At 61.3% G+C, this 21,916-nt stretch carries 16 protein-coding genes and 2 pseudogenes; 11 read left to right on the top strand and 7 right to left on the bottom strand.

The genetic code is table 11. The annotated features are described in order from the left end of the window. Positions 1-71 precede the first annotated feature (71 nt). The 8 genes and pseudogenes from nthA (at position 72) to ACUN0G_RS09715 (ending at position 7,475) form a co-directional block, all read left to right on the top strand. Positions 72-665, top strand: coding sequence for a nitrile hydratase subunit alpha (gene nthA / locus ACUN0G_RS09750; protein WP_017478886.1), 594 nt, complete (start codon positions 72-74; stop codon positions 663-665). A gap of 41 nt (positions 666-706) precedes the next feature. Next, positions 707-1,369, top strand: coding sequence for a nitrile hydratase subunit beta (gene nthB / locus ACUN0G_RS09745; RefSeq protein ID WP_445573225.1), 663 nt, complete (start codon positions 707-709; stop codon positions 1,367-1,369). Next, positions 1,366-2,616, top strand: a complete 1,251-nt coding sequence (locus tag ACUN0G_RS09740; RefSeq protein WP_445573224.1) for a GTP-binding protein — start codon at positions 1,366-1,368, stop codon at positions 2,614-2,616. The genes nthB and ACUN0G_RS09740 overlap by 4 nt, the downstream gene beginning before the upstream one ends. Before the next feature lie 28 nt (positions 2,617-2,644). Beyond that, a pseudogene (locus tag ACUN0G_RS09735) lies at positions 2,645-3,643 on the top strand (PAS domain-containing protein); the annotation flags it as partial. After that, positions 3,644-3,928 (top strand): annotated as a pseudogene (locus ACUN0G_RS09730) (methyl-accepting chemotaxis protein); the annotation flags it as partial. Between the two features lie 78 nt (positions 3,929-4,006). Next, positions 4,007-5,647 carry an AMP-binding protein gene (locus tag ACUN0G_RS09725; protein WP_445573223.1) on the top strand — a complete coding sequence of 547 codons (1,641 nt, stop codon included), beginning with the start codon at positions 4,007-4,009 and terminating at the stop codon, positions 5,645-5,647. A gap of 55 nt (positions 5,648-5,702) precedes the next feature. Then, positions 5,703-6,269 (top strand): TetR/AcrR family transcriptional regulator, encoded by a 567-nt coding sequence (locus ACUN0G_RS09720; protein WP_445573222.1) that lies wholly within the window; start codon positions 5,703-5,705, stop codon positions 6,267-6,269. Between the two features lie 165 nt (positions 6,270-6,434). After that, complete coding sequence (locus tag ACUN0G_RS09715) at positions 6,435-7,475, top strand: zinc-dependent alcohol dehydrogenase family protein (protein ID WP_445573221.1); 1,041 nt, start codon at positions 6,435-6,437, stop codon at positions 7,473-7,475. Between the two features lie 120 nt (positions 7,476-7,595). On the opposite strand, the gene ACUN0G_RS09710 is transcribed toward ACUN0G_RS09715, so the two are convergent. The 4 genes from ACUN0G_RS09710 to ACUN0G_RS09695 all read right to left on the bottom strand — a co-directional run bounded on the left by ACUN0G_RS09710 (position 7,596) and on the right by ACUN0G_RS09695 (position 14,096). After that, positions 7,596-8,297: an MlaA family lipoprotein gene (locus ACUN0G_RS09710; RefSeq protein ID WP_445575539.1), complete on the bottom strand. Its 702-nt coding sequence runs from the start codon at positions 8,295-8,297 to the stop codon at positions 7,596-7,598. 86 nt (positions 8,298-8,383) lie between these two features. Next, the gene (locus tag ACUN0G_RS09705; protein WP_445573220.1) at positions 8,384-9,778 is read right to left on the bottom strand and encodes an efflux transporter outer membrane subunit; all 1,395 of its coding nucleotides are present in this window, start codon (positions 9,776-9,778) and stop codon (positions 8,384-8,386) included. Further along, positions 9,775-12,909, bottom strand: a complete 3,135-nt coding sequence (locus tag ACUN0G_RS09700) for an efflux RND transporter permease subunit (RefSeq protein ID WP_445573219.1) — start codon at positions 12,907-12,909, stop codon at positions 9,775-9,777. Before ACUN0G_RS09700 ends, ACUN0G_RS09705 begins: the two co-directional genes overlap by 4 nt. Before the next feature lie 2 nt (positions 12,910-12,911). Further along, positions 12,912-14,096 carry an efflux RND transporter periplasmic adaptor subunit gene (locus ACUN0G_RS09695; protein WP_445573218.1) on the bottom strand — a complete coding sequence of 395 codons (1,185 nt, stop codon included), beginning with the start codon at positions 14,094-14,096 and terminating at the stop codon, positions 12,912-12,914. Positions 14,097-14,240: 144 nt separating this feature from the next. Between ACUN0G_RS09695 and baeS the strand changes: the two genes are divergently transcribed. Next, a complete protein-coding gene (baeS, locus tag ACUN0G_RS09690; protein WP_445573217.1) occupies positions 14,241-15,626 on the top strand; it encodes a sensor histidine kinase efflux regulator BaeS in 1,386 nt (461 codons plus the stop codon). A 3-nt stretch (positions 15,627-15,629) separates the two neighbouring features. Next, entirely contained in the window at positions 15,630-16,313 is a 684-nt protein-coding gene (locus tag ACUN0G_RS09685) for a response regulator (RefSeq protein ID WP_445573216.1), read from the top strand. 81 nt (positions 16,314-16,394) lie between these two features. Here ACUN0G_RS09685 and ACUN0G_RS09680 read toward each other — a convergent pair whose 3' ends face one another. From ACUN0G_RS09680 to gabT, 3 genes are read right to left on the bottom strand one after another with little or no spacing between them, the layout of a single operon-like run. Beyond that, positions 16,395-16,883, bottom strand: a complete 489-nt coding sequence (locus ACUN0G_RS09680) for an Lrp/AsnC family transcriptional regulator (RefSeq protein WP_010449292.1) — start codon at positions 16,881-16,883, stop codon at positions 16,395-16,397. A gap of 45 nt (positions 16,884-16,928) precedes the next feature. Continuing rightward, positions 16,929-17,573, bottom strand: coding sequence for a 2-haloalkanoic acid dehalogenase (locus tag ACUN0G_RS09675; protein ID WP_445573215.1), 645 nt, complete (start codon positions 17,571-17,573; stop codon positions 16,929-16,931). 48 nt (positions 17,574-17,621) lie between these two features. After that, on the bottom strand, positions 17,622-18,914 hold the full coding sequence (gabT, locus tag ACUN0G_RS09670) for a 4-aminobutyrate--2-oxoglutarate transaminase (protein WP_445573214.1): 1,293 nt from the start codon (positions 18,912-18,914) through the stop codon (positions 17,622-17,624). 193 nt (positions 18,915-19,107) lie between these two features. On the opposite strand from gabT, the gene ACUN0G_RS09665 reads away from it, so the two are divergent. Next, a complete protein-coding gene (locus ACUN0G_RS09665) occupies positions 19,108-20,034 on the top strand; it encodes a 2-hydroxyacid dehydrogenase (protein ID WP_445573213.1) in 927 nt (308 codons plus the stop codon). Positions 20,035-21,916 lie beyond the last annotated feature (1,882 nt).

The following is a 21,916-nucleotide window of genomic DNA, read 5'->3' as shown; positions in this document are numbered from 1 at the left end:
CCAAAAGAAGCAGCGCAAAAAGAATAAGCCGTCAGGCGCTGCCTGGAAGATCAATGATGAGGAATCAACCCATGACCACACCGGAAAAAAACACATCAACCCCAGGCGAACGGGCACAGGCATTACTGCAAGTGCTCAAGCAGAAAGACCTGATCCCCGATGGTTACATCGAGCACATGACGCAGCTGATGGCGCACGAATGGAGCCCGGAGAATGGTGCTCGGATTGTGGCCAAGGCCTGGGTGGACCCGCAGTTTCGCGAACTGCTGCTCAGGGACGGCACTGCAGCGTGCGCCCAGTTTGGCTACACCGGCCCGCAGGGTGAATACATCGTTGCCCTGGAAGACACGCCCAGCGTGAAAAACGTGATTGTGTGCAGCCTGTGCTCCTGCACCAACTGGCCTGTGCTCGGCTTGCCGCCGGAGTGGTACAAGGGCTTCGAATTCCGTGCGCGGCTGGTTCGCGAAGGGCGCACCGTCCTGCGGGAATTGGGCACGCACCTGCCGGCCTCGGTCACCATCAAGGTGTGGGACACCAGCGCCGAAAGCCGCTACCTGGTGCTGCCGGTGCGGCCGGAAGGGAGCGAGTCCATGGATGAAGAAGCGCTTCGAAAATTGATCACCAAGGATGTCCTTATCGGCGTGGCGCTACCGCACGTAGCGTAACCGGGGCGCTTTGTTTCTTTCACTTTTCAGAGGTATTCACGATGGATGGTTTTCACGATCTCGGTGGGTTTCAAGGCTTTGGCAAGGTCCCTCATACCATCAACAGCCTGAGCTACAAGCAGGTGTTCAAGCAGGACTGGGAGCACCTGGCCTACAGCCTGATGTTTGTCGGTGCCGATCACTTGAAAAAATTCAGCGTGGACGAAATACGCCACGCCGTCGAACGCCTGGATGTTCGTCAACATGTCGGCACCCAGTACTACGAACGCTATGTCATCGCGACTGCCACCCTGCTGGTCGAAACAGGCGTCATCACTCAGGCGGAACTCGATCAGGCCCTGGGTGCTCACTTCAAGCTGGCGAATCCCGCGCATGCTGAAGGTCGTCCGGCGATCACCGGTCGACCGCACTTTGAGGTGGGCGACCGCGTGCTCGTGCGAGACGAGTACGTGGCCGGGCATACCCGCATGCCCGCCTATGTACGTGGCAAGGAAGGCGTGGTCCTGCACCGCACATCCGCGCAGTGGCCGTTCCCGGACGCGATTGGCCATGGCGACCTGAGCGCGGCGCATCAGCCCACCTACCACGTGGAGTTTCGCACACAGGACCTGTGGGGGGACGCCGCAGATGAGGGTTTGGTGGTGGTCGACCTGTTCGAAAGCTACCTGGATAAGGCCGCAAGCCAACCCGCGGTGAACACATGATTGACCGCGCCCAGGCGGGCCGACTGCCGGTGACGGTGCTTTCCGGCTTCCTCGGCGCCGGCAAAACCACCCTGCTCAACCATATCCTGCGCAATCGCGAAGGCCTGCGGGTAGCGGTCATCGTCAATGACATGAGCGAAGTCAACATCGATGCCGAAGAGGTGCAGCGCGACGTGTCACTGCACCGTGGTCGCGATGAGTTGATCGAGATGAGCAATGGTTGCATCTGCTGCACGCTGCGCGCCGATCTGCTCGAACAGATCAGTGCCCTGGCACGTCAGCAGCGTTTCGATTACCTGCTGATTGAGTCCACCGGGATCTCCGAGCCGATGCCCGTGGCGGAGACGTTCGCTTTCCTGGACGCACAGGGCTTCAGCCTCAGCGAACTGGCACGGCTCGATACGCTGGTGACGGTGGTCGATGGCAGTCGTTTTCAGGCGTTGCTGGAGTCGCCGGACACTGTGGCCCGCGACGACACCCAGGAGGACGCGCCCAAGCGCCATCTGTCGGACCTTCTGATCGAGCAGGTGGAATACGCCAACGTCATTCTCGTCAACAAACTGGACCTGCTCGATGAGCCTGGCTACCAGGCCGTGCACGCGATCCTCGCCGGCCTTAACCCGACCGCGCGGATCGTGCCGATGGTTCAGGGTAACGTTGAGTTATCCAGCCTCCTCGATACCCATCTGTTTGACCTGCCCAGCCTTGCGGCGTCGCCGGGCTGGATGAAGAACATGGAGGCCAGCGAAGCACCGGCCTCCGAGTCGGACACCTATGGCGTGACGTCCTGGGTGTACCGCGAGCGCGCGCCTTTTCACCCACAGCGATTGTTCGACTTTCTCCAACGGCCCTGGTGTAACGGGCGTCTGCTGCGCAGCAAAGGTTACTTCTGGCTCGCCAGCCGACACCGGGAAACCGGCCTGCTGGTGCAGAGCGGCAAGCAGTTCCAGTGGGACTATGTCGGCCACTGGTGGAACTTCATCGAGCCGTCGCAATGGCCGCGGGATGAATATCGGTTGCAGAGCATCATGGCCAAGTGGGACAGCATTGTCGGGGATTGCCGGCAAGAGTTGGTCTTCATCGGCCAGGATCTCGATACCCACACGTTGCAGCGCGAACTCGACCACTGCCTGCTGAGTGCTCAGGAAATCGCCGCCGGCCCGTCGGCCTGGCAAACCCTGCCGGGGGCGACAGCCTTTGACGCCCGGGCCTTGTCGACAGGCCCGACGCCCTCGCTTGCAGGCTGACCCCATTTGATCGAGGTAGAGGTGTTCCATGCTTTTTTTCAGCCGAACCACCCGCTGGGTACTGGCGCCACTTGCCGACCGGCTGGAGCAGCCTGACCAGGCGAGCACGCCGTTATCGTCGAACCACCCGTTATTGCGCCGCATCCTTGCAGGCGTCGAGCAACTGCTGCAGGAGCGGCAAACCCTGAAGGAGCAAACCCGCGCACTGACATTGCACGTCAGCCAATTGGACGAGCGCCTGGCCGACCGCGACCAACATTTGCGCCAGTTGGAAGCACGCTGGGCACTGATCACCCGAGGCGCAGATGAACTCTTCTGGTCACTGGACCTGGAGGGCGCCCCCGCACCCGCGGCGGAGTCCAGGATGGCGTGGACGGGGTCTGCGTCGATCCAGGCCCACGGTATCGATCAGCTTGGCCATTGGAATGAACAGTTGCACCCGGCTGATCGGCAACCGCACCTGGAGGCGCTTGCCAGGCATCTTGCCGACCGCAGCGGGCGGACGCCCTTTGCGCTCGAGGTGCGGATGAAGTCCGCATCAGACGGTGACTATCGATGGTGCAGGATCAGCGGCGATTCATGCCGCGATTCGCAAGGCGTACCTCTCGCCATCGGTGGGACCCTGCGTGACATTCACGACCGGCGCCTGCACACCGAAGCGCTCGAACTGGCGGCCACACGTTTCGACATTTCCCGGGAGATGCTGCATGACGGGCTCTGGGACATCGAGGTCGTGGCTGGCGACCCTGCGAACCCGAAAAATACCATTTGGTGGTCTTCGCAAATGCGCCGGCTGCTGGGGTGCAACACGGTTAAAGAATTCCCCAACACCCTGGAAAGCTGGACCTCGCGCCTGCATCCCGACGACAGCGCGCGGGCAATCGCAGCGTTTGTCGCCCACGTTGACGACCGCAGCGGCAAGACCCCGTTTGATGTGGATTATCGACTCAAACATAAAAGTGGCACTTACCGCTGGTTTCGCGGCCGGGGGCAAACGCGCCGCGCGCAGGACGGTTCACCGCAAAGAGTGGTGGGTGCCATCACCGATATCCATGCCCACCATGAAGAAAGCACGATGCGTGAGGCTCAGGCGGAACAGCATCGGGTGATGCAGGAAACCCTCAGCAAATTGACCCAGATTGTCGCCACCATCCAGGGCATTGCCAGCCAGACCAACCTGTTGGCGTTGAACGCCGCCATTGAGGCGGCGCGCGCAGGCGAGGCCGGGCGCGGGTTTGCCGTGGTCGCCGATGAAGTGCGCAAGCTGGCCACCCGAACCAGCCAGGCCACACAGCAAGCAGCCGAAATGATGGACAGCTGACACCCTGAAAGCGCGTGCACTGGGCCAGTGCACACAGGGCATATTCCAACAATAACAATCAGGTACGTTATGCGCGATTACGACTCAGCAGTGAGCTCTTTCGATTATCTACAACTGGCCGCCGAGGATTTACACGGCGAGCTGGCTGCCTTGAACGCCTGCATCGAATGCTGCGACCGGCACGCCGACGGTGATGCCGTGGCGTTGTATTGCGAAACTCGGGATGGCCACGCCACGCACTACACCTTCAGCGAGCTGCAGGCACACGCAGCGCGATTCGGCAACTTTCTGCGAGAGCAAGGGGTCAAGCCGGGCGACCGTGTGGCAGGCCTGATGCCACGCACGGTTGAACTGTTGATTGCCATTTTGGGTACCTGGCGCATCGGCGCGGTCTACCAACCGCTCTTCACTGCATTCGGCCCGAAGGCAATCGAACAGCGATTGGGCTGCTCCGAGGCACGCTGGATCGTGACCGATGGCCATAATCGCCCCAAGCTGGACGAGGTCACTGACTGCCCCTCTATCATCGTGACCGGCGCTGATCCACGGCACCCGGGTGATTACGACTTCTGGGCCGCCCTGGGTCGTCAACAGGCGGATTGCGCGCCTGAGTTGCTGGACGCCAGTGCACCGTTCCTGCTGATGTGCACGTCGGGTACCACAGGGCCGGCCAAGCCACTGGAGGTACCGTTGAGCGCCATTCTGGCCTTCAAGGGCTATATGCGTGATTCGATTGACCTGCGAGAGGACGACCGTTTCTGGAATCTCGCCGACCCCGGCTGGGCCTATGGTTTGTATTACGCAGTGACCGGCCCGCTGGCGTGTGGCCGTGCCACGCTGTTCTATGACGGGCCTTTCGCGGTGGACAGTACCTGCCGGATCATCGCCAAGTATGCGATCAGCAACCTGGCCGGCTCGCCGACGGCTTATCGTCTGCTGATCGCGGCAGGGGCTGAGTTCGCCGACCCGGTGCGTGGCCACCTGCGTGTCATCAGCAGCGCCGGCGAACCGCTCAACCCGCAAGTCATCCGTTGGTTTGCCGAAGAACTCGACGTGGTCATCCACGACCACTACGGCCAGACCGAAATCGGCATGGTGCTGTGCAATCACCACGGCTTGCGCCACCCGGTACGTGAGGGCTCGGCCGGCTATGCGGTTCCGGGGTACCGGATTGTCGTGCTGGATGACGCACATCGGGAATTGCCGACTGGCCGGCCAGGCGTGCTGGCGGTGGATCGCGAGCGCTCGCCCCTGTGCTGGTTCAACGGCTATTTCGGTATGCACACCAAGGCCTTTGTCGACCGTTATTACTTGAGCGGCGATATCGTGGAGCTGAATGACGACGGCAGTATCAGCTTCGTTGGCCGTAACGACGACGTGATCACCACCTCCGGTTATCGCGTCGGGCCTTTCGATGTGGAAAGTGCGCTGATCGAGCACCCGGCGGTGGTTGAAACCGCCGTCATCGGCAAACCCGACCCGCAACGCACCGAGCTGATCAAGGCGTTTGTCGTACTGAACAGTCAGTACCTGCCAAGCGCCGAGTTGGCTGAAGTCCTGCGCCTGCATGTGCGACAGCGCCTGGCCGCACATGCGTACCCACGGGAAATCGAGTTCGTCGAACAACTGCCCAAGACACCGAGTGGCAAACTGCAGCGGTTCGTTCTGCGCAACCAGGAAATGGCCAAGCAGCAGGCGCTCGACACATGACCCAAGGCCGGGGCCGTCGGGAGTGGCTGCGTGTGTACAGCACGGCGTGTGTATTGTGCTAAGCCGCTCGGAATTCCAGCGCAGAGCCCTGGAGTTGTTCCAGGAGCGCAGTTTCAGCCAGGTCAGCATGCGTGAATTGGCGGCTCATGTCGGCATAACGCCGGGCGCGATTTATCACCACATAGAAAGCAAGGAAGCGCTGTTGTTCGAGTGGTTGATGGAGCTGTATCAGACGTTGTTGTCGCACGTCGAGCTGATCAAAAAGCGAAGATTGACGCCCGCGCAACGTCTGACGAAACTGATCGAAGGCCACCTTCGATTGCATGAACACATGGCCGGGCAGTTTAAGCTGGCAGCCATGGACATCCGCTGTCTGAACGCGCCGATGGAAGACAGTGTACGGCGATTGAGGCAGGCTTATGAGGCAGAAATACTGAGCCTGGTCGAGCAGCTATGTCAGCAACCGGGTGGTCCCTTGCGCGAAGGTGCACTGCAGGCAATATTGCCCATGCTCAACAGCCTGCCTGCATGGCTGAATCCCATGATGGAGAAGGCTCAGCGCCGGGTCATTGCCCAGGCCATCGTCAACGCTGTCGTCCAGGCGATTAAGGCTCTGCCTTGAGTCAGGTACTTAATGTGCCTGGACAAGGCCCTCAGATACTCAGGAGCTCGGCCAGCGGAAAACGATGCGTGGTCTTCAATTCCCACAGCGACAGGTTCGAGCATCACCCCGCCCACGAGATCAATCGAATACAGCGCAGTGTCTATCCAAGTAGAGGTGACTTTCATGAAAGCAGTTGTCTACGAAGCCTTTTCCCAACCGCCGCGCCTGATGAACATCGAAGACCCGACGCCGGAACGGCACGGCGTGGTCATACAGGTGCGCGGCACGGGCGTTTGCCGCAGCGACTGGCACGGTTGGAAGGGGCATGATCCGGACATCCAGCTGCCCCATGTTCCCGGGCATGAGCTTGCCGGCATCGTGGCGGAGGTTGGCAGGGACGTCACCCGGTGGAAGGTCGGCGACCGTGTGACGGTGCCTTTTGTGGGTGGGTGTGGCGCGTGTCCCGAGTGCAACAGCGGTAACCAGCAAGTCTGCACCACCCAGTTTCAACCGGGCTTCACTCATTGGGGTTCGTTTGCCGAGTACGTCGGCATCCACCAGGCCGACCTGAACCTCGTCGAACTCCCGCAGAGCATGGACTTCGCTACCGCTGCGAGCCTGGGCTGCCGCTTCGCCACCTCATTCCGCGCTGTCGTTGACCAAGGCAAAGTCAGCGCCGGACAGTGGGTCGCGGTGCATGGCTGCGGAGGCGTGGGCCTGTCCGCCGTGATGATCGCCCAGGCCCTCGGCGCGAACGTCATCGCCATTGATATCTCGCAGGAAAAGCTCGAGCTGGCACGCGCGCTCGGTGCCGTTGCAACCGTGAACGCACAAGACGTTGCGGACGTCACCGAAGCCGTGCTGGAAATCACCCAGGGTGGCGCCCACGTATCGCTGGATGCATTGGGCCATCCCACCACGTGCTTCAACTCCATCAATAACCTGCGCCGTCGAGGCAAACACGTCCAGGTGGGGCTGATGCTCGCCGACCACGCCACGCCGGCAATCCCCATGAGCAAGGTCATCGCGCACGAGCTTGAGATCTACGGTAGCCACGGCATGCAAGCCCATCGTTATGACGCGATGATCCAGATGATCACCAGCGGAAAACTGGCCCCGGAAAAACTCGTGGGTAAAACCATCAGCCTGGAGCAGTCCATCGATGCGTTGATGAACATGGATCGCTTCGAGACTGCCGGCGTAACCGTTGTGACGGAGTTCTAGACTGAATCACCTGCTACCAGCAATGTGAAGGTGTGTGAGCTCCTCGCTGACTCTATCAGCGCCGTATTCCGGCACCTGATCTAAATCAGCAGGGGCACGACGCAGTGGGTCACGTGCCGATCAAAAGTCGTCCTTTACGGCTCCGCCCTTGATCTTGAACGTTCGGGTTTGCAGATAGGCACTTCGAATGAAGTTGTACTTATCGCCCGTAATAAGCTTTTCGGAAGTCAGATATTGAGCACGTCCGTCGATCAGGCTCACGCCGTAAAGGCTATTACGGGTAGGAACGTCGCCGATGTAGCGAACCGGATTGGCGTAGGCATCGGGAAGGATGGCGGGCGCATCGCGCAGTGTGCTCGGCCCCAGGAGCGGCAGTACCAGGTAAGGGCCGCTACTTACCCCCCAGTAACCGAGGGTTTGACCGAAGTCTTCGTCACTGCGTTGCAGCCCCATGGGCGTCGCGACGTCAAACACCCCCGCCAGGCCAATCGTGCTGTTGAGCAAAAAACGACTCGTATCCACGCCGGCACTATGAAACTTGGCTTGAAGTAAGTTGTTGGACAGATTTTTGACCTCCCCCAGATTATTGAAAAAATGATGAATGCCGTCTTGAGCAACCCGGGGAGTGACGAATTGATAGGCTTGGGCGAGTGGTTTCAGTGCATAGGTATCCAACGTGTCGTTGAATGAGAAAACCGGGCGGTTGATACCTTCCCACGGATCTGCGTCGGAATCCGCACGGGAAGGCGGTGAAAGCGTGATGAAACAGGCGCAGGCAAGCACCTGGACGCAACGGCTTACACTGGAACGAAAGGCACACATGGTTATTCCCCACTGAAAGAAGTCATCTGATTTGATGCGCGCAAGCCGTTCCTTCGCTGCGGTGATGTGTGCACGTGGCAGGGCCATTAATTCCAACCGCCCCCCAGCACTTTGTACAACGTGATGCGGTTACTCTGCTCGGTCAGGCGCAGCGTGATCAGGTCCTGCTGTGCGCTGTAGAGCGAGCGTTGCGCATCCAGCGCTTCGAGGTAGCTTTGCGACCCACCCCGATACAAGGCATCCGAGAGTTCGAAGCTTTTGCGGCTGGCGTCGGTCAGCGCCTGTTGCGCGGCGATACGGCGATCCAGGGTGCTGCGCACCGCCAACGCATCGGCCACTTCGCGGAATGCGGTCTGCAGGGTTTGCTGATAGGTCTGCACCTGAATCTCGCGTTCTACCTTGGCCGAATCCAGGGTCGCGCGGTTACTCCCACCGTCAAAAATCGGCACGCTGATGCTCGGGGCAAAGGTCCAGGCACCGCTGCCGGACTTGAACAGGCCGGCCAATGCCGCACTGGACGAGCCGGCGTTGGCGGTCAGGCTGATGCTCGGGTAAAACGCCGCACGGGCCGCGCCAATATCGAGGTTGGCAGACTTGAGCGTATGTTCGGCCGAGAGCACGTCCGGGCGTTGTTGCAGCAAGCTGGAGGGCAGGCCCGCCGGAATCTCCACCAGCACCGCCGCCGACTCCAGGTGCGTCCCCGGCAAGAGCGCCTCGGGCACATCACTGCCGACCAACAGGCGCAAGGCATTGCGGTCCTGCAGGATCTGGCTCTCGTAGGACGCCACATCGCCCCGTGCCGACTCGACCGTGGTCTGGGCTTGCGCCACGGACAACGCGGAGGAGCCGCCCAAGGTGTAGCTGCGCCGGGTCAGGTCGTAGGTGGCCAACTGGCTGGTCAAGGTTTCCTGGGCCAGCAGCAGCCGTTCGTTGTCGGCGGCCAGGGTCAGCCAGGCCGTGGCCACTTCGGCCACCAGACTGATTTGCGTGCTGCGCCGGGTTTCCGTCAGCGCCAGGTAGTCTTCCAGCGCCTCATCCCGGAGGTTGCGAACCCGGCCAAACACGTCCAGCTCATAACTGCTCAGCCCCAATTGAGCGCTGTAATCGTGAGTGGTGGCCGCCGCGCCGGAGTTGGACAGCGCCCCCGGTGTACGGCTATGGGTGCCGCTGACGCTCGCGTCGATAGTGGGAAACAGGTCTGCACGCTTGATGCGGTACTGCGCCTGGGCCTTCTCAACGTTCAGGCTGGCCAAACGCAAGTCGCGGTTATTGGCCAGCGCCAACGCCTGCAACTGCGCCAGGCGGCTGTCGGTAAAGAACTGCTGCCATTTGATATCAACCCCAGCCTGCCCTTTTGGCAGGCTGGCTGCTGGCAGCCATTGCTCGGACACCGGTGCATCGGGACGCTCATACTGCGGTGCCAGGTTGACGCAGCCGCCCAGGACCAGGGCGGCCAGCAACGGCCAGTGTGACTTGATCATGCATCACCTGTCGGGGCAGATTGGTTAGCGCTGTGCACGCGGCCAAAACGGCGGCGGATCAGCACGAAAAACAGCGGCACAAAGAAAATTCCCAGCACCGTCGCGCTGAACATGCCGCCCAGCACCCCGGTCCCGATGGCCTGGCGCCCGGCGGAGCCTGCGCCCGTACTCAAGGCCAACGGCAACACGCCGAACATGAACGCCAGGGACGTCATCAGGATCGGCCGCAGGCGTTGGCGCACGGCGATCAACGTCGCGTCGATCACGCTGTTGCCCTGCTCTTGCAAGTGCTTGGCAAATTCAACGATCAGGATCGCGTTTTTCGCGGCCAGGCCCACGGTGGTCAACAGCCCGACCTGGAAATACACGTCGTTGCTCAACCCGGCGACACGGGTCGCCAGCACTGCACCGATCACCCCCAGGGGCACCACCAGGATCACCGAAAACGGCACCGACCAACTCTCATAGAGCGCGGCCAGGCACAGGAATACAAACAACACGGAGATGCCGTAGAGCAGCGGCGCCTGGGATCCCGACAGGCGCAGTTGATAGGACTGCCCGGTCCACTCGTAGCCGATACCCTGGGGCAATTGCCGGACAATCGCTTCCACCGCGTTCATCGCATCCCCGGAGCTCACCCCTGGCGCCGGATCACCCACGATTTCCAGGGAGGCGCTGCCGTTGTAGCGCTCCAGCAATGGCGAGCCATAGCTCCAGGAACTGCTGGCAAAGGACGAGAACGGCACCATTTCATTGTTGCTGTTGCGCACAAACCAGTGATCAAGGTCCGCCGCCTGCATGCGCGAGTTTGCCTGGCCCTGTACATAGACTTTTTTCACCCGGCCCTGGTTGAGGAAGTCGTTTACGTAAGTACCGCCAAGCGCCGTCGACAATGTGGTGTTGATGTCACTGGTACTCAAGCTCAAGGCCCCCGCCTTGCGGTCGTCAATGCTGACCTTGAGCTGCGGCGCATCGTCCAGGCCGTTGCTGCGCACTCCGAGCAGGCGTGGATCTTTTCTGGCCAGCTCCAGGAACTGCTCGCGGGCCGCCACTAATGCATCATGGCCCAGGCCACCGAGGTCCTTGAGTTGCAGGTCGAACCCCGAGCTCTGGCCCAGGCCGCGCACGGTCGGAGGCTGCATGACGAAAGCATCCGCGTCACCGATGCTCGACAGCGCCATGGTCGCCCGCTGAGCAATGGCGGCCGCATCCTGGCCGGTGCCACCACGCTCGGTCCAGTCCTTGAGGCGGATAAACGCCCGCGCGGTATTCTGGCTATTGCCGCCCATGCCCAGCCCGCTGATGCTGATCATCGCTTCGACTTCGGGCTGTTTCAGGATGTAGTCTTCGAACTGTTTGATCACGGCCTGTGTGCGGCTGTCCGTCGCGCCGACCGGTAACTGGATCTGTGCCAGGAGGATCCCCTGGTCTTCATCCGGCAGGAACGACGTGGCCAGGCTCACGTACCCCACCGCCATGACCACCAGCACCACGCCGTAGATCAGCAGACTGCGCGCCCAACGCCGCAACACCGCCCCTACCCAGCGCTCATAACCGGCACTGGCACGTTCAAAGGTGCGGTTGAACCAGCCGAAGAACCCGCGCTGAGCCGTATGCGCCTGGCCGCCGCGCGCCTTGAGCAACGACGCGCAGAGCGCGGGTGTCAGGGTCATCGCCACCAACACCGACAGGACCATGGCCGAGACAATGGTCACCGAAAACTGCCGATAGATAATCCCGGTGGAACCACCGAAAAACGCCATGGGAATAAACACTGCGCTCAGCACCAGGGTGATACCGACCAGTGCGCTACTGATTTCACTCATCGATTGCCGCGTGGCAGCCACGGGCGACAGCCCCTCGCCCATCAACCGCTCGACGTTTTCCACCACCACAATGGCGTCGTCCACCAGCAAACCGATCGCCAGGACCATGGCAAACATGGTCAAGGTGTTGATCGAATAGCCGAACAGCGCCAGCACACCGAACGTGCCCAACAGCACCACCGGCACGGTAATCGCCGGTATCAGCGTTGCCCGCAGGCTTTGCAGGAACAGGAACATGATCAACACCACCAGCACGATGGCCTCGCCCAGGGCCTTGACCACTTCCTCGATGGACAGGCTGACAAACGGCGTGGTGTCGTAGGCAATCACGTTTTTAAGCTGCATTTCCATCGGGTAGAACGGTTCCATCTCTTTAAGCTTGGCCTTGACCGCCTCGCCGACATTCAGCGCATTGGCACCAGCCGCCAGTTGCACCCCCATGGCTGCGGCGGGTTTGCCGTTGAGGGCAGAACTGATGTCGTAGCTTTCACTGCCCAACTCCAGGGTCGCGACGTCGCCCAGCAGAACGACAGCCCCATCACTGCTGGACTTGACGACGACATTGCGAAACTCTTCGACGGTCTGCAGTTTGCTGCGGGCGCTGATCGTGGCGTTCAACTGTTGCCCCTTGATCGCCGGCAACGCGCCGAGCTGCCCCGCGGAAACTTCAGTGTTCTGCGCTTCCAGGGCACTGCTGATGTCCGAAGGCATCAACGCGTACTTTTCCAACAGGGCGGGATCCAGCCAGATGCGCATGGCGTAGCCCGATCCCAACGTCTGCACATCGCCCACGCCGTCTATTCGGCTGATGGAGTCCAGCAAGGTGGTGGAAATGTAGTCGCCGATCTGGGTGCCGGTGACACTGGGGTCATCCGATGCCAGGGCGACGATCATCAAGAAGTCCGAGCCGCCCTTGGTCACGGTCAGACCCTGGCTTTGTACCGACTGCGGCAATCGCGATTCGGCTTGTTGCAGCTTGTTCTGTACCTGCATCTGGGCAACATCCGGGTCGGTCCCGGCGGTAAAGGTCAAACTGATGCTGGCGCTGCCGGCCGAACTGCTGGTGGCCGACATATAGGTCAGGTTATCCAGGCCTTTCATCTGCTGTTCGATGACCTGGGTCACCGAGTCTTCCACGGTCTTGGCCGAAGCCCCGATGTAGGTGGCGGAAATCTTGACCGTGGGCGGTGCGATGTCCGGGTATTGCTCCAGCGGTAACTGGTTGATGGACAGGCTGCCACCGAGCATGATCACGATGGCGATCACCCAGGCGAAAATCGGTCGATCAATAAAAAAATGCGCCACGTTCAACCCTCCTTCGCGGGGGTGAGGGGTGTGGCCGCCTGAGCACTGGCGTCCTGCACTTGAACGGCGGCGCCGGCACGGACTTTTTGCCCGCCTTCGACGATCAACTGGTCACCCGCCTGCAGGCCTGCCGTGACCCACCACTGATTCCCCACCGCGCGATCGATGGTCAGCTCACGTTGTTCGACCTTGCCGTCGACCACCAGCAACGCGGTGGTCACACCACTGGCGCTGCGGTTTACCGCTTTCTGCGGCACCAGAATGGCCTGGTCATCGCGCGCCTGTTCCAGCACCGCACGTACGTACATGCCCGGTAGCAGCAGGTGGTCCGGGTTGGCGAATTCAGCACGCAGGGTGACGGTGCCCGTGCCCTCGCTGACACTCACACCGCTGACCTTGAGCCGGCCCTCTTGGTTGTAGGTGGTGCCATCGTCCAGTTTCAGGCTGACCCGGGCCTGCCCTTCGCCATTGGACTGCAAGGCGCCGCTGGCCAGGTCACGCTTGAGCCGCAGCAATTGCGTAGTCGACTGGGTGACATCCACGTAGATCGGATCGAGTTGCTGCACCGTGGTCAATGCGCTGTCCTGATTGGCCACCACCAGCGCCCCTGGGGTCACGGTGGAGGTTTCAATCCGTCCGCTGACCGGCGAGGTAATACGCGTGTAGGCCAGGTTGATCCGTGCGGTTTCGACTTCTGCCTCGGCAACTTGCACGTCGGCAGCGGCGGTCAGCAAGGTCGCCTGCGCGTCCTCATTATCCTGTTGACTGATGGCATTGATTTTCACCAGTTCGGCGTCGCGTTTAGCAGTGGCCTGCGCCGACTTAAGCGTGGCGCGGTACTTGGCCAGACTCGCCCTGGACTGCGCCAGGGCTGCGGTATAGGACGCCGCATCCAATTGGTACAGCGCTTGCCCGACCTTGATATCCGCCCCCTCGACAAACAACCGCTGCTGGACGATGCCGCTGACCTGCGGACGAATCTGCGCCACCATAAAGGCCTGGGTGCGGCCCGCAAGCTCGGTGGTCAGCACTTGGCTCTGGGGTTTTATGCTGATCACCGAGACTTTGGGGGTGATCGCAGCAGGTGCTTGCTCGCCGCCGAAGCAGCCGCCCAGCATGACCAGAGTGATCAAGGACAGGAGCACCGCGGCGGTGACCAGGAATTTGGCGATTATTTTCGTCGACATAGCTGCCTCTGCAAGACGGGATGGCTTGAGTCAGCGCCATCCTGCGAGGCAAATGTGCAGGAAAATTGAAGATTGCCCGGCCGGGTTGAATCTTTTGTTCGCCAGGGCCTAAATGGTCCAATCCATTCCTGACGGCCCACCTCCATGAAGTTGAGTATCTCCACCAAGCTGTTTATTGCGGTACTGGCCGGCGTGCTGCTGGTCATCCTGAGCATGGGCTTGGCGACCAGCTGGAGTTTTGGGCGGGGCTTTCTCGGCTATCTCAATGAACAGGCACTGGACCGCATGGCGCCGGTGCTGCCGCGCCTGGCCAGTGCCTACGCGCGGGAAGGCAATTGGGAATTCCTGCGCAACCAGCCGGACCGTTGGTTCGACATCATGCGGCCCGAACTCGGTGAAGATCCGGCGAAGAACGACTTGCGCACGCCCCTGGCCTCGGACCTGACGGGCGCCCTGTTTCGCATCGCCTTGCTGGATAAACACAAGAAACGCGTGAACGGTTACCCGGATATCGGTAACGACGCCCTGTTACGCCCGATTGTCGTGGCCGGTGAAACCGTTGGCTGGCTGGCCGTGACCCCGTTCCAGAGCGTGACCGAAGCCGGCGGCGAACGGTTCCAGCAATATCAGTTACGCACCAGCCTGGTCATGGGCGCCTTTTCGCTGTTGCTGGCAATGCTGATTGCCTGGTGGATCGCCCGCACACTGTTGGAACCGGTCAAGCGGGTGGCTGCGGCGACTCACCGCCTGGCCAGCGGCGATTACAGCAGTCGGGTGGCAGTGGCCTCCAATGACGAGGTAGGCCAATTGGCCCGTGACTTCAACCAGCTCGCCTACACCCTGGAGCGCAATGAGCAGATGCGTCGCGAATTCATGGCCGACGTGTCCCACGAGTTGCGCACCCCGCTGTCGGTATTGCGCGGCGAGCTGGAAGCCATCGAAGACGGTGTACGCACCCTGAACCAAGGCTCGATGAAGTCCTTGCAAGGTGAGGTCAGCATGCTCAGCAAACTGGTGGATGACCTCTATGAGCTTTCGCTGGCGGATGTGGGCGCGCTGACCTATCGCAAGCACTCGTGTGCGCTGGATCAACTGCTGAAAAGCAGCGTATCGATGTTCCAGGAACGCTTGACCGCACGCCACTTGCGCATCGAACTGGACCTGCCGCCTGAGCCCCTGGAAATGTTGGCCGACGCCAATCGTTTGAAGCAATTGTTTTCCAACCTGTTGGAAAACGCGGTGCGCTATACCGATCCGGAGGGCGTCATACGCATCCGTGCTTTCCCGGATCACGCCGATGTGTGCATCGACTTCCTAGACTCAGGCCCTGGGGTTTCGGCCGAGCAGTTGCCGCGCCTGTTCGAGCGCTTCTATCGCGGCGAGTCGTCGCGCAACCGTGCCAGTGGCGGGGCCGGCCTGGGGCTGGCGATTTGTCAAAGCATCGCCCTCGCCCACGGCGGCGGCCTCAGCGCCGCTCACTCCCCCCTCGGAGGCCTTTGGCTGACCCTCCGCCTGCCAAGGAATATCTGACCCATGAGCGACGCAAGCCCGATCCTGATCGTTGAAGACGAACCGAAGCTGGCCGCATTGATGCAGGATTATCTGATCGCCGCAGGCTACCCGACCTTGTGCCTCGACAACGGTTTGCAGGTGGTGCCAACCGTGCGCGCCCAGGCACCGCGCCTGATCCTGCTCGACCTGATGCTGCCTGGGCGTGACGGTATGCAAGTGTGCCAGGACCTACGCGAGTTCAGCTCGGTCCCCATCGTCATGATCACCGCCCGCGTCGAAGAAGTGGACCGCCTGCTGGGTCTGGACCTGGGCGCCGACGACTACATCTGCAAGCCTTTCAGCCCCCGCGAAGTGGTTGCCAGGGTCAAGGCCATCCTGCGGCGTGGCCCCCAATTGCTGGTCAGTACGCGGCAGCGATTGGTGATCGACGAAACGCAGTATCGCGCCTCACTCGACGGTGTCGCACTTGACCTCACGCCCCTGGAGCTGAGGCTGCTCAGCACCTTCGCACGTTCCGCTGGGCGGGTATTTTCCCGTGACCAACTGCTCGACAAAATCTACTCCGACCACCGCGTGGTCACCGACCGCACGGTGGACAGCCATATTCGCAATCTGCGGCGCAAGCTGGAGCAGGCGTGCCCTGGGGAGACGCCCATCGAATCATTGTATGGGGTGGGTTATCGGTTTCAGTTGGCTGACGCTTGAAGCATCGAGGCACGGACGTGTCCATTTCAGGTACAACGCCAATCCCCCCACACCGCCTCTTCATCAGCAGTGCAGGCGACTTCAATGGCGCAGCAGTTTACGCAGGGGCACGCCGTCCTTGAGCACCGGCGACTTGATGACGATATAGCTGAAGTACTTGGAGATACCAATGTTCTTGTCCAGCAGGCTCTCCACCACTTCCTGGTAATGCTGGATGCTGCGGGTCATGAAGCGCACCAGGTAGTCGTAACCACCACTGATCAGGTGGCATTCGAGCACTTCGTCTACCAGGCGGATATTGGATTCGAACTTGGCGAAGTCTTCGCGCTTATGGTCGCTGAGGGTGATCTCGGTGAACACCGTGACCGAATCGGTAATCTTGGCCAGGTTCAAGTGCGCCTTGTAGCTGGAGATATACCCCGCTGACTCCAACCGCTTGACCCGTTGCAAACACGGGCTGGCAGACAAGCCCACGGCGTCGGCGAGACTGACATTGGTCATCCGGCCGTCCTTTTGCAGTTCAACCAGAATACTGATATCGATCCGGTCCAGCTTCACTTGCCCTTCCATTACGTACCTCTTGACTGCCGCTTGTAAGACAATCTTCTAGCAAAATCAGCGCCGTAAAGACAGCTGATGCTGAGCCACCAGATCCGCCATGCTGCTGATACAGTACTCCGCTGCGCACGGCGAAGGCTTCCGGGGCCGCTGGCGGCCGATCAAACAGCGGTCCAGCACCCCGTGCGCCGCGACCGACGGTCGTGTCACATGCAGCACCGGTTGCACATCCTCCGCTTGCGCGCTGAGCCATTGCAGGTCATCGGCCAGGGAAATGAAATCTTCCGGTGCAATACCCAGCCGCTCACACAACACACCACGATCCTCCGCGTCACGGTCGCCACGCACCAGTAACCGATAGAACTTGCGCAAATACAGCATAGCCCCCGGCGCATCCTCGAACAGCGCCCAACTGCCGGCGCTGCGGGCAAAGCTCATGCCCTCCTCCCAACTGGCGTGGAGCCCCCAGCGTTCGGCGAGTTGGCGGTGGGCGAAACACAGCAGGCCACTGAAGCCCAACTCGGCGAAGCGCGGGTAGAGATTCGCGACCACCGTGTTGTACTCGGCCAGTACCTGCTCCCTGGGCGGTTGCCCGCCACGGCTGTCGAGCAGCGGCTGCAAGGCGGCCAACACACCCGAGTCGCGGTCCACCAGCACTTCATCGCAATCGATCAGCAACGCTCGATAATCTGTCAGTCCCATGTGGGGTCAAGTCTCCAATGATGCAGTCCACCCTGAACAAGCACAGGCTCAGTTCAAGACCCGTGCCAAAGCGCCGTCGAGTATCTGCAAGGCTTCGTCGACCTGGGCCTCGGTCGTCACCAGCGGCGCGAGAAAGCGCAGCACGTTGCGATGCACGCCGCATTTGATCACCAGCAACCCGCCGGCGCGGGCTTCATCGATCAGCCGTTGGTTGAGGTCGGCGTCCGGCGTGCGCGCCGGGTCATCCTGAATCAGTTCGATCGCCAACATGAAGCCGGTGCCGCGCACATCGCCGATACGCGGGTAGCGCGCCTGCAAACCGAGCAGGCCCTGGCGCAGGCGTTCGCCCAGCCGTTGGCCGCGTTCGAGCAATTGCTCCTGCTCGAACGCGCTGATCACCGCCAGCGCCGCCGCGCACGCCAACGCATTACCGCCGTAGGTGCCGCCCAGGCCGCCGGGCAACGGCGCATCCATGATGTGCGCCTTGCCGACCACACCGGACAATGGCAAGCCGCCGGCCAGGCTCTTGGCCACGGTGACCAGGTCTGGCTGGATGCCGGCGTGTTGGAAGCCGAACCAGGTCCCGGTACGGCCAAAACCGGTCTGGATCTCATCCAGGATCAACACGATGCCGTGCTTGTCAGCCAACGCACGCAGCGCCTGGAGAAACTCCGCAGGCGCGGCAAGGAAACCGCCGTCGCCCTGCACCGGCTCGATGATGATTGCCGCGATCCTCTCCGGCGCCACTTGGGTCGCCAGCAGTTCATCCAGGGCTTTGAGTGCCAGCTCGCTGGTCACCCCGCGATACGCATTCGGATACGGCGTGTGGAACACCTCCGGTGCAAACGGCCCGAAGTTCTGTTTGTAGGGTTGGCTCATACCGGTCAGCGTGGTGCCAAGCAGCGTGCGACCATGGAAGCCGCCCCGAAAGGCGATCACCGCCGAACGATTGGTGTGGGCGCGGGCAATCTTCACCGCATTTTCCACGGCCTCGGCGCCGGAGGTGAAAAACGCGGCCTTATAGGCTTCCTGCCCGCCGACCATTTCGCACAGCCGCTGTGCCAGGTCGAGGTAAGGCTGGTAGGCCACCACCTGGAAGCAGGCGTGGGAGACCTTCTGCAACTGGGCCTGCACCGCAGCCACCACCTTGGGATGGTTATGCCCGATGTTCAGCACGCCGATCCCGCCGACGAAGTCCAGGTAACGCTTGCCATCCACGTCCCACAACTCGGCGCCCTGGGCACGGTCGATCACCAACGGGTGAGCGGTCACCAGGCCACGGGGAACGAATTGATCGCGCTGACGCAGCAAATGAGGGGTTTCGTCGACCTTGCTATTCATGGCAGTTCCCATCGTGAATGCAGCAACCGGAAAGTGGTTGCGATGCGGTTCAGAGTAAGGCTTGCGGGCAACCAACTACGCCGAACTTGGCCCGTGAGAAATTCGGATCGACTGTTTTGCCCCCACCTTTCAACAGATCCTGCGCCGGGCTTGGGGGATGATGAGGGCTACCCGAACCCTGCAGGAAATGCCCATGGCCTTGCTCTACAAAGCTGACCCGGTGCGCGGCCAACATTGGCAGGCACTGTTCGCCGAACACGCGCCGCAGATCGAATGGCGCGCCTGGCCCGACATCGGTAATGCCGAAGAGGTGGACTACCTGGCCGCCTGGCAGGCGCCCGACAACCTCATGCAAGTACTGCCCAACCTGAAAGTGCTGTTTGCCTTGTCGGCCGGGGTCGACCAACTGGACCTCTCCCGCCTGCCGCCCGACCTGCCCGTGGTGCGCCTGCTCGACCCCGGCATCACCCGCGGCATGTGCGAGTACGCCAGTTGGGCGGTGCTCAGCCTGCACCGCGATATGTTGCGCTATCGCCAGCAGCAAGCAGCGCGTTGCTGGCAGGCGCACCTATTGCAGCCGGCCGTGAATCGCAGGGTCGGCGTGATGGGCCTGGGCACCCAGGCCCAGCAGATTCTGGCAACGTTGGCGCCGTTGGGGTTTGCGCTGTCGGGCTGGGCGCGCAGTGCTCATCAGTTGCCAGGTGTGGACTGCTACGCCGGTGAACACCAACTGCCGACGTTTCTCAGCCAGTGCGACATTCTGTTGTGTGTGCTGCCGTTGACCGAGCAGACCCAAGGCATTCTCGACCGCCAGCTGTTTGCGCAGTTACCGCGTGGGGCGGCGCTGATCAACATGGGGCGTGGCGGGCACCTGGTGGAGGAAGACTTGCTGGAGGCATTGGGCAGTGGGCAACTGAGCGGCGCGGTGCTGGATGTGCTGCAGGAGGAACCCGCGCCGGCGAATCATCCATTCTGGGATCACCCGCAGATTGTGCTGACGCCCCATATCGCAGCGATGACCCAACCGACGAGTGCGTTTGGGGTGTTGCTGGAGAATATCCGGCGGTATGAACGTGGGGAACAGATGGTGGGTGAAGTGGATCGGCGCAAGGGTTATTGACGCGTGGAGATCCAAATGCGGGAGCACCTGTCTTGACGTGATCGTTCCCACGCTCTGCGTGGGAATGCAGCCCCGGACGCTCTGCGTCCAACGAGCAGCGCACGGTTCAAGTCTTGCGCAGTGGTGACGCGGAGCGTCACAGGATGCATTCCCACGTAGAACGTGGGAACGATCGCTGAAAGCTCGACAGCTCCCACAGAAAACCTGTGTAACCGATGCAATTAGGCGCCGGCGTGCAGATGACCAAGCTGACACCCTGCAGTTTGGCGGCTGACAAAGAACCAATGTGGGAGCCGTCGAGCCTTAGCGAGGCCGCGATGGCGGTGGGTCAGGCACCATCAATGTCGACTGTGCCGACCACATCGCAGCCTCGCTAAAGCTCGACAGCTCCCACAGAAAACCTGAGTAACTGACGCAATTAGGCGCCGGCGCGCAGATGGCCAAGCTGGCACCCCGCAATTTGGCGACTGACCAAGACCCAATGTGGGAGCCGTCGAGCCTTAGCGAGGCCGCGATGGCGGTGGGTCAGGCACCATCAATGCCGCCTGTGCCGACGTCATCGCAGCCTCGCTAAAGCTCGACAGCTCCCACAGAAAACCTGTGTAACCGATGCAATTAGGCGCCGGCGTGCAGATGACCAAGCTGACACCCTGCAGTTTGGCGGCTGACAAAGAACCAATGTGGGAGCCGTCGAGCCTTAGCGAGGCCGCGATGGCGGTGGGTCAGGCACCATCAATGCCGCCTGTGCCGACGTCATCGCAGCCTCGCTAAAGCTCGACAGCTCCCACAGAAAACCAGCCTAACTGATGCAATTAGGCGCCGGCGTGCAGATGGCCAAGCTGACACCCTGCAGTTTGGCGGTTGACCAAGACCCAATGTGGGAGCCGTCGAGCTTCAGCGAGGCCGCGATAGCGGTGGGTCAGGCACCATCAATGTCGACTGTGCCGACCACATCGCAGCCTCGCTAAAGCTCGACAGCTCCCACAGAAAACCTGAGTAACTGACGCAATTAGGCGCCGGCGCGCAGATGGCCAAGCTGGCACCCCGCAATTTGGCGACTGACCAAGACCCAATGTGGGAGCCGTCGAGCCTTAGCGAGGCCGCGATAGCGGTGGGTCAGGCACCATCAATGTCGACTGTGCCGACGTCATCGCAGCCTCGCTAAAGCTCGACAGCTCCCACAGAAAACCTGCCTAACAGATGCAATTAGGCGCCGGCGCGCAGATGGCCAAGCTGGCACCCCGCAGTTTGGCGGTTGACCAAGACCCAATGTGGGAGCCGTCGAGCTTCAGCGAGGCCGCGATAGCGGTGGGTCAGGCACCCTCAATGTCGACTGTGCCGGCGTCATCGCAGCCTCGCTAAAGCTCGACAGCTCCCACAAAAAACCTGCGTAACTGATGCAATTAGCCTCCGACGCGCAGATGGCCAAGCTGACACCCCGCAATTTGGCGGCTGACAAAGACCCAATGTGGGAGCCGTCGAGCCTTAGCGAGGCCGCGATGGCGGTGGGTCAGGCACCATCAATGTCGACTGTGCCGACGTCATCGCAGCCTCGCTAAAGCTCGACAGCTCCCACAGAAAACCTGCCTAACAGATGCAATTAGGCGCCGGCGCGCAGATGGCCAAGCTGGCACCCCGCATTTTGGCGACTGACCAAGACCCAATGTGGGAGCCGTCGAGCCTTAGCGAGGCCGCGATAGCGGTGGGTCAGGCACCATCAATGTCGACTGTGCCGACGTCATCGCAGCCTCGCTAAAGCTCGACAGCTCCCACAGAAAACCTGTGTAACTCTCCGACACCGTGCCCCGCGCCAAATCAGCCGAATGCGGGGTGTCAGACAAAGATATTTCAACTGAACCCCTGCATTCGCGAGCAAGCCCGC

The organism is Pseudomonas sp. 32A (assembly GCF_052682255.1).
The sequence above is the reverse complement of the archived record's forward strand: the minus strand, read 5'-3'. Positions and strand labels throughout refer to the sequence as shown.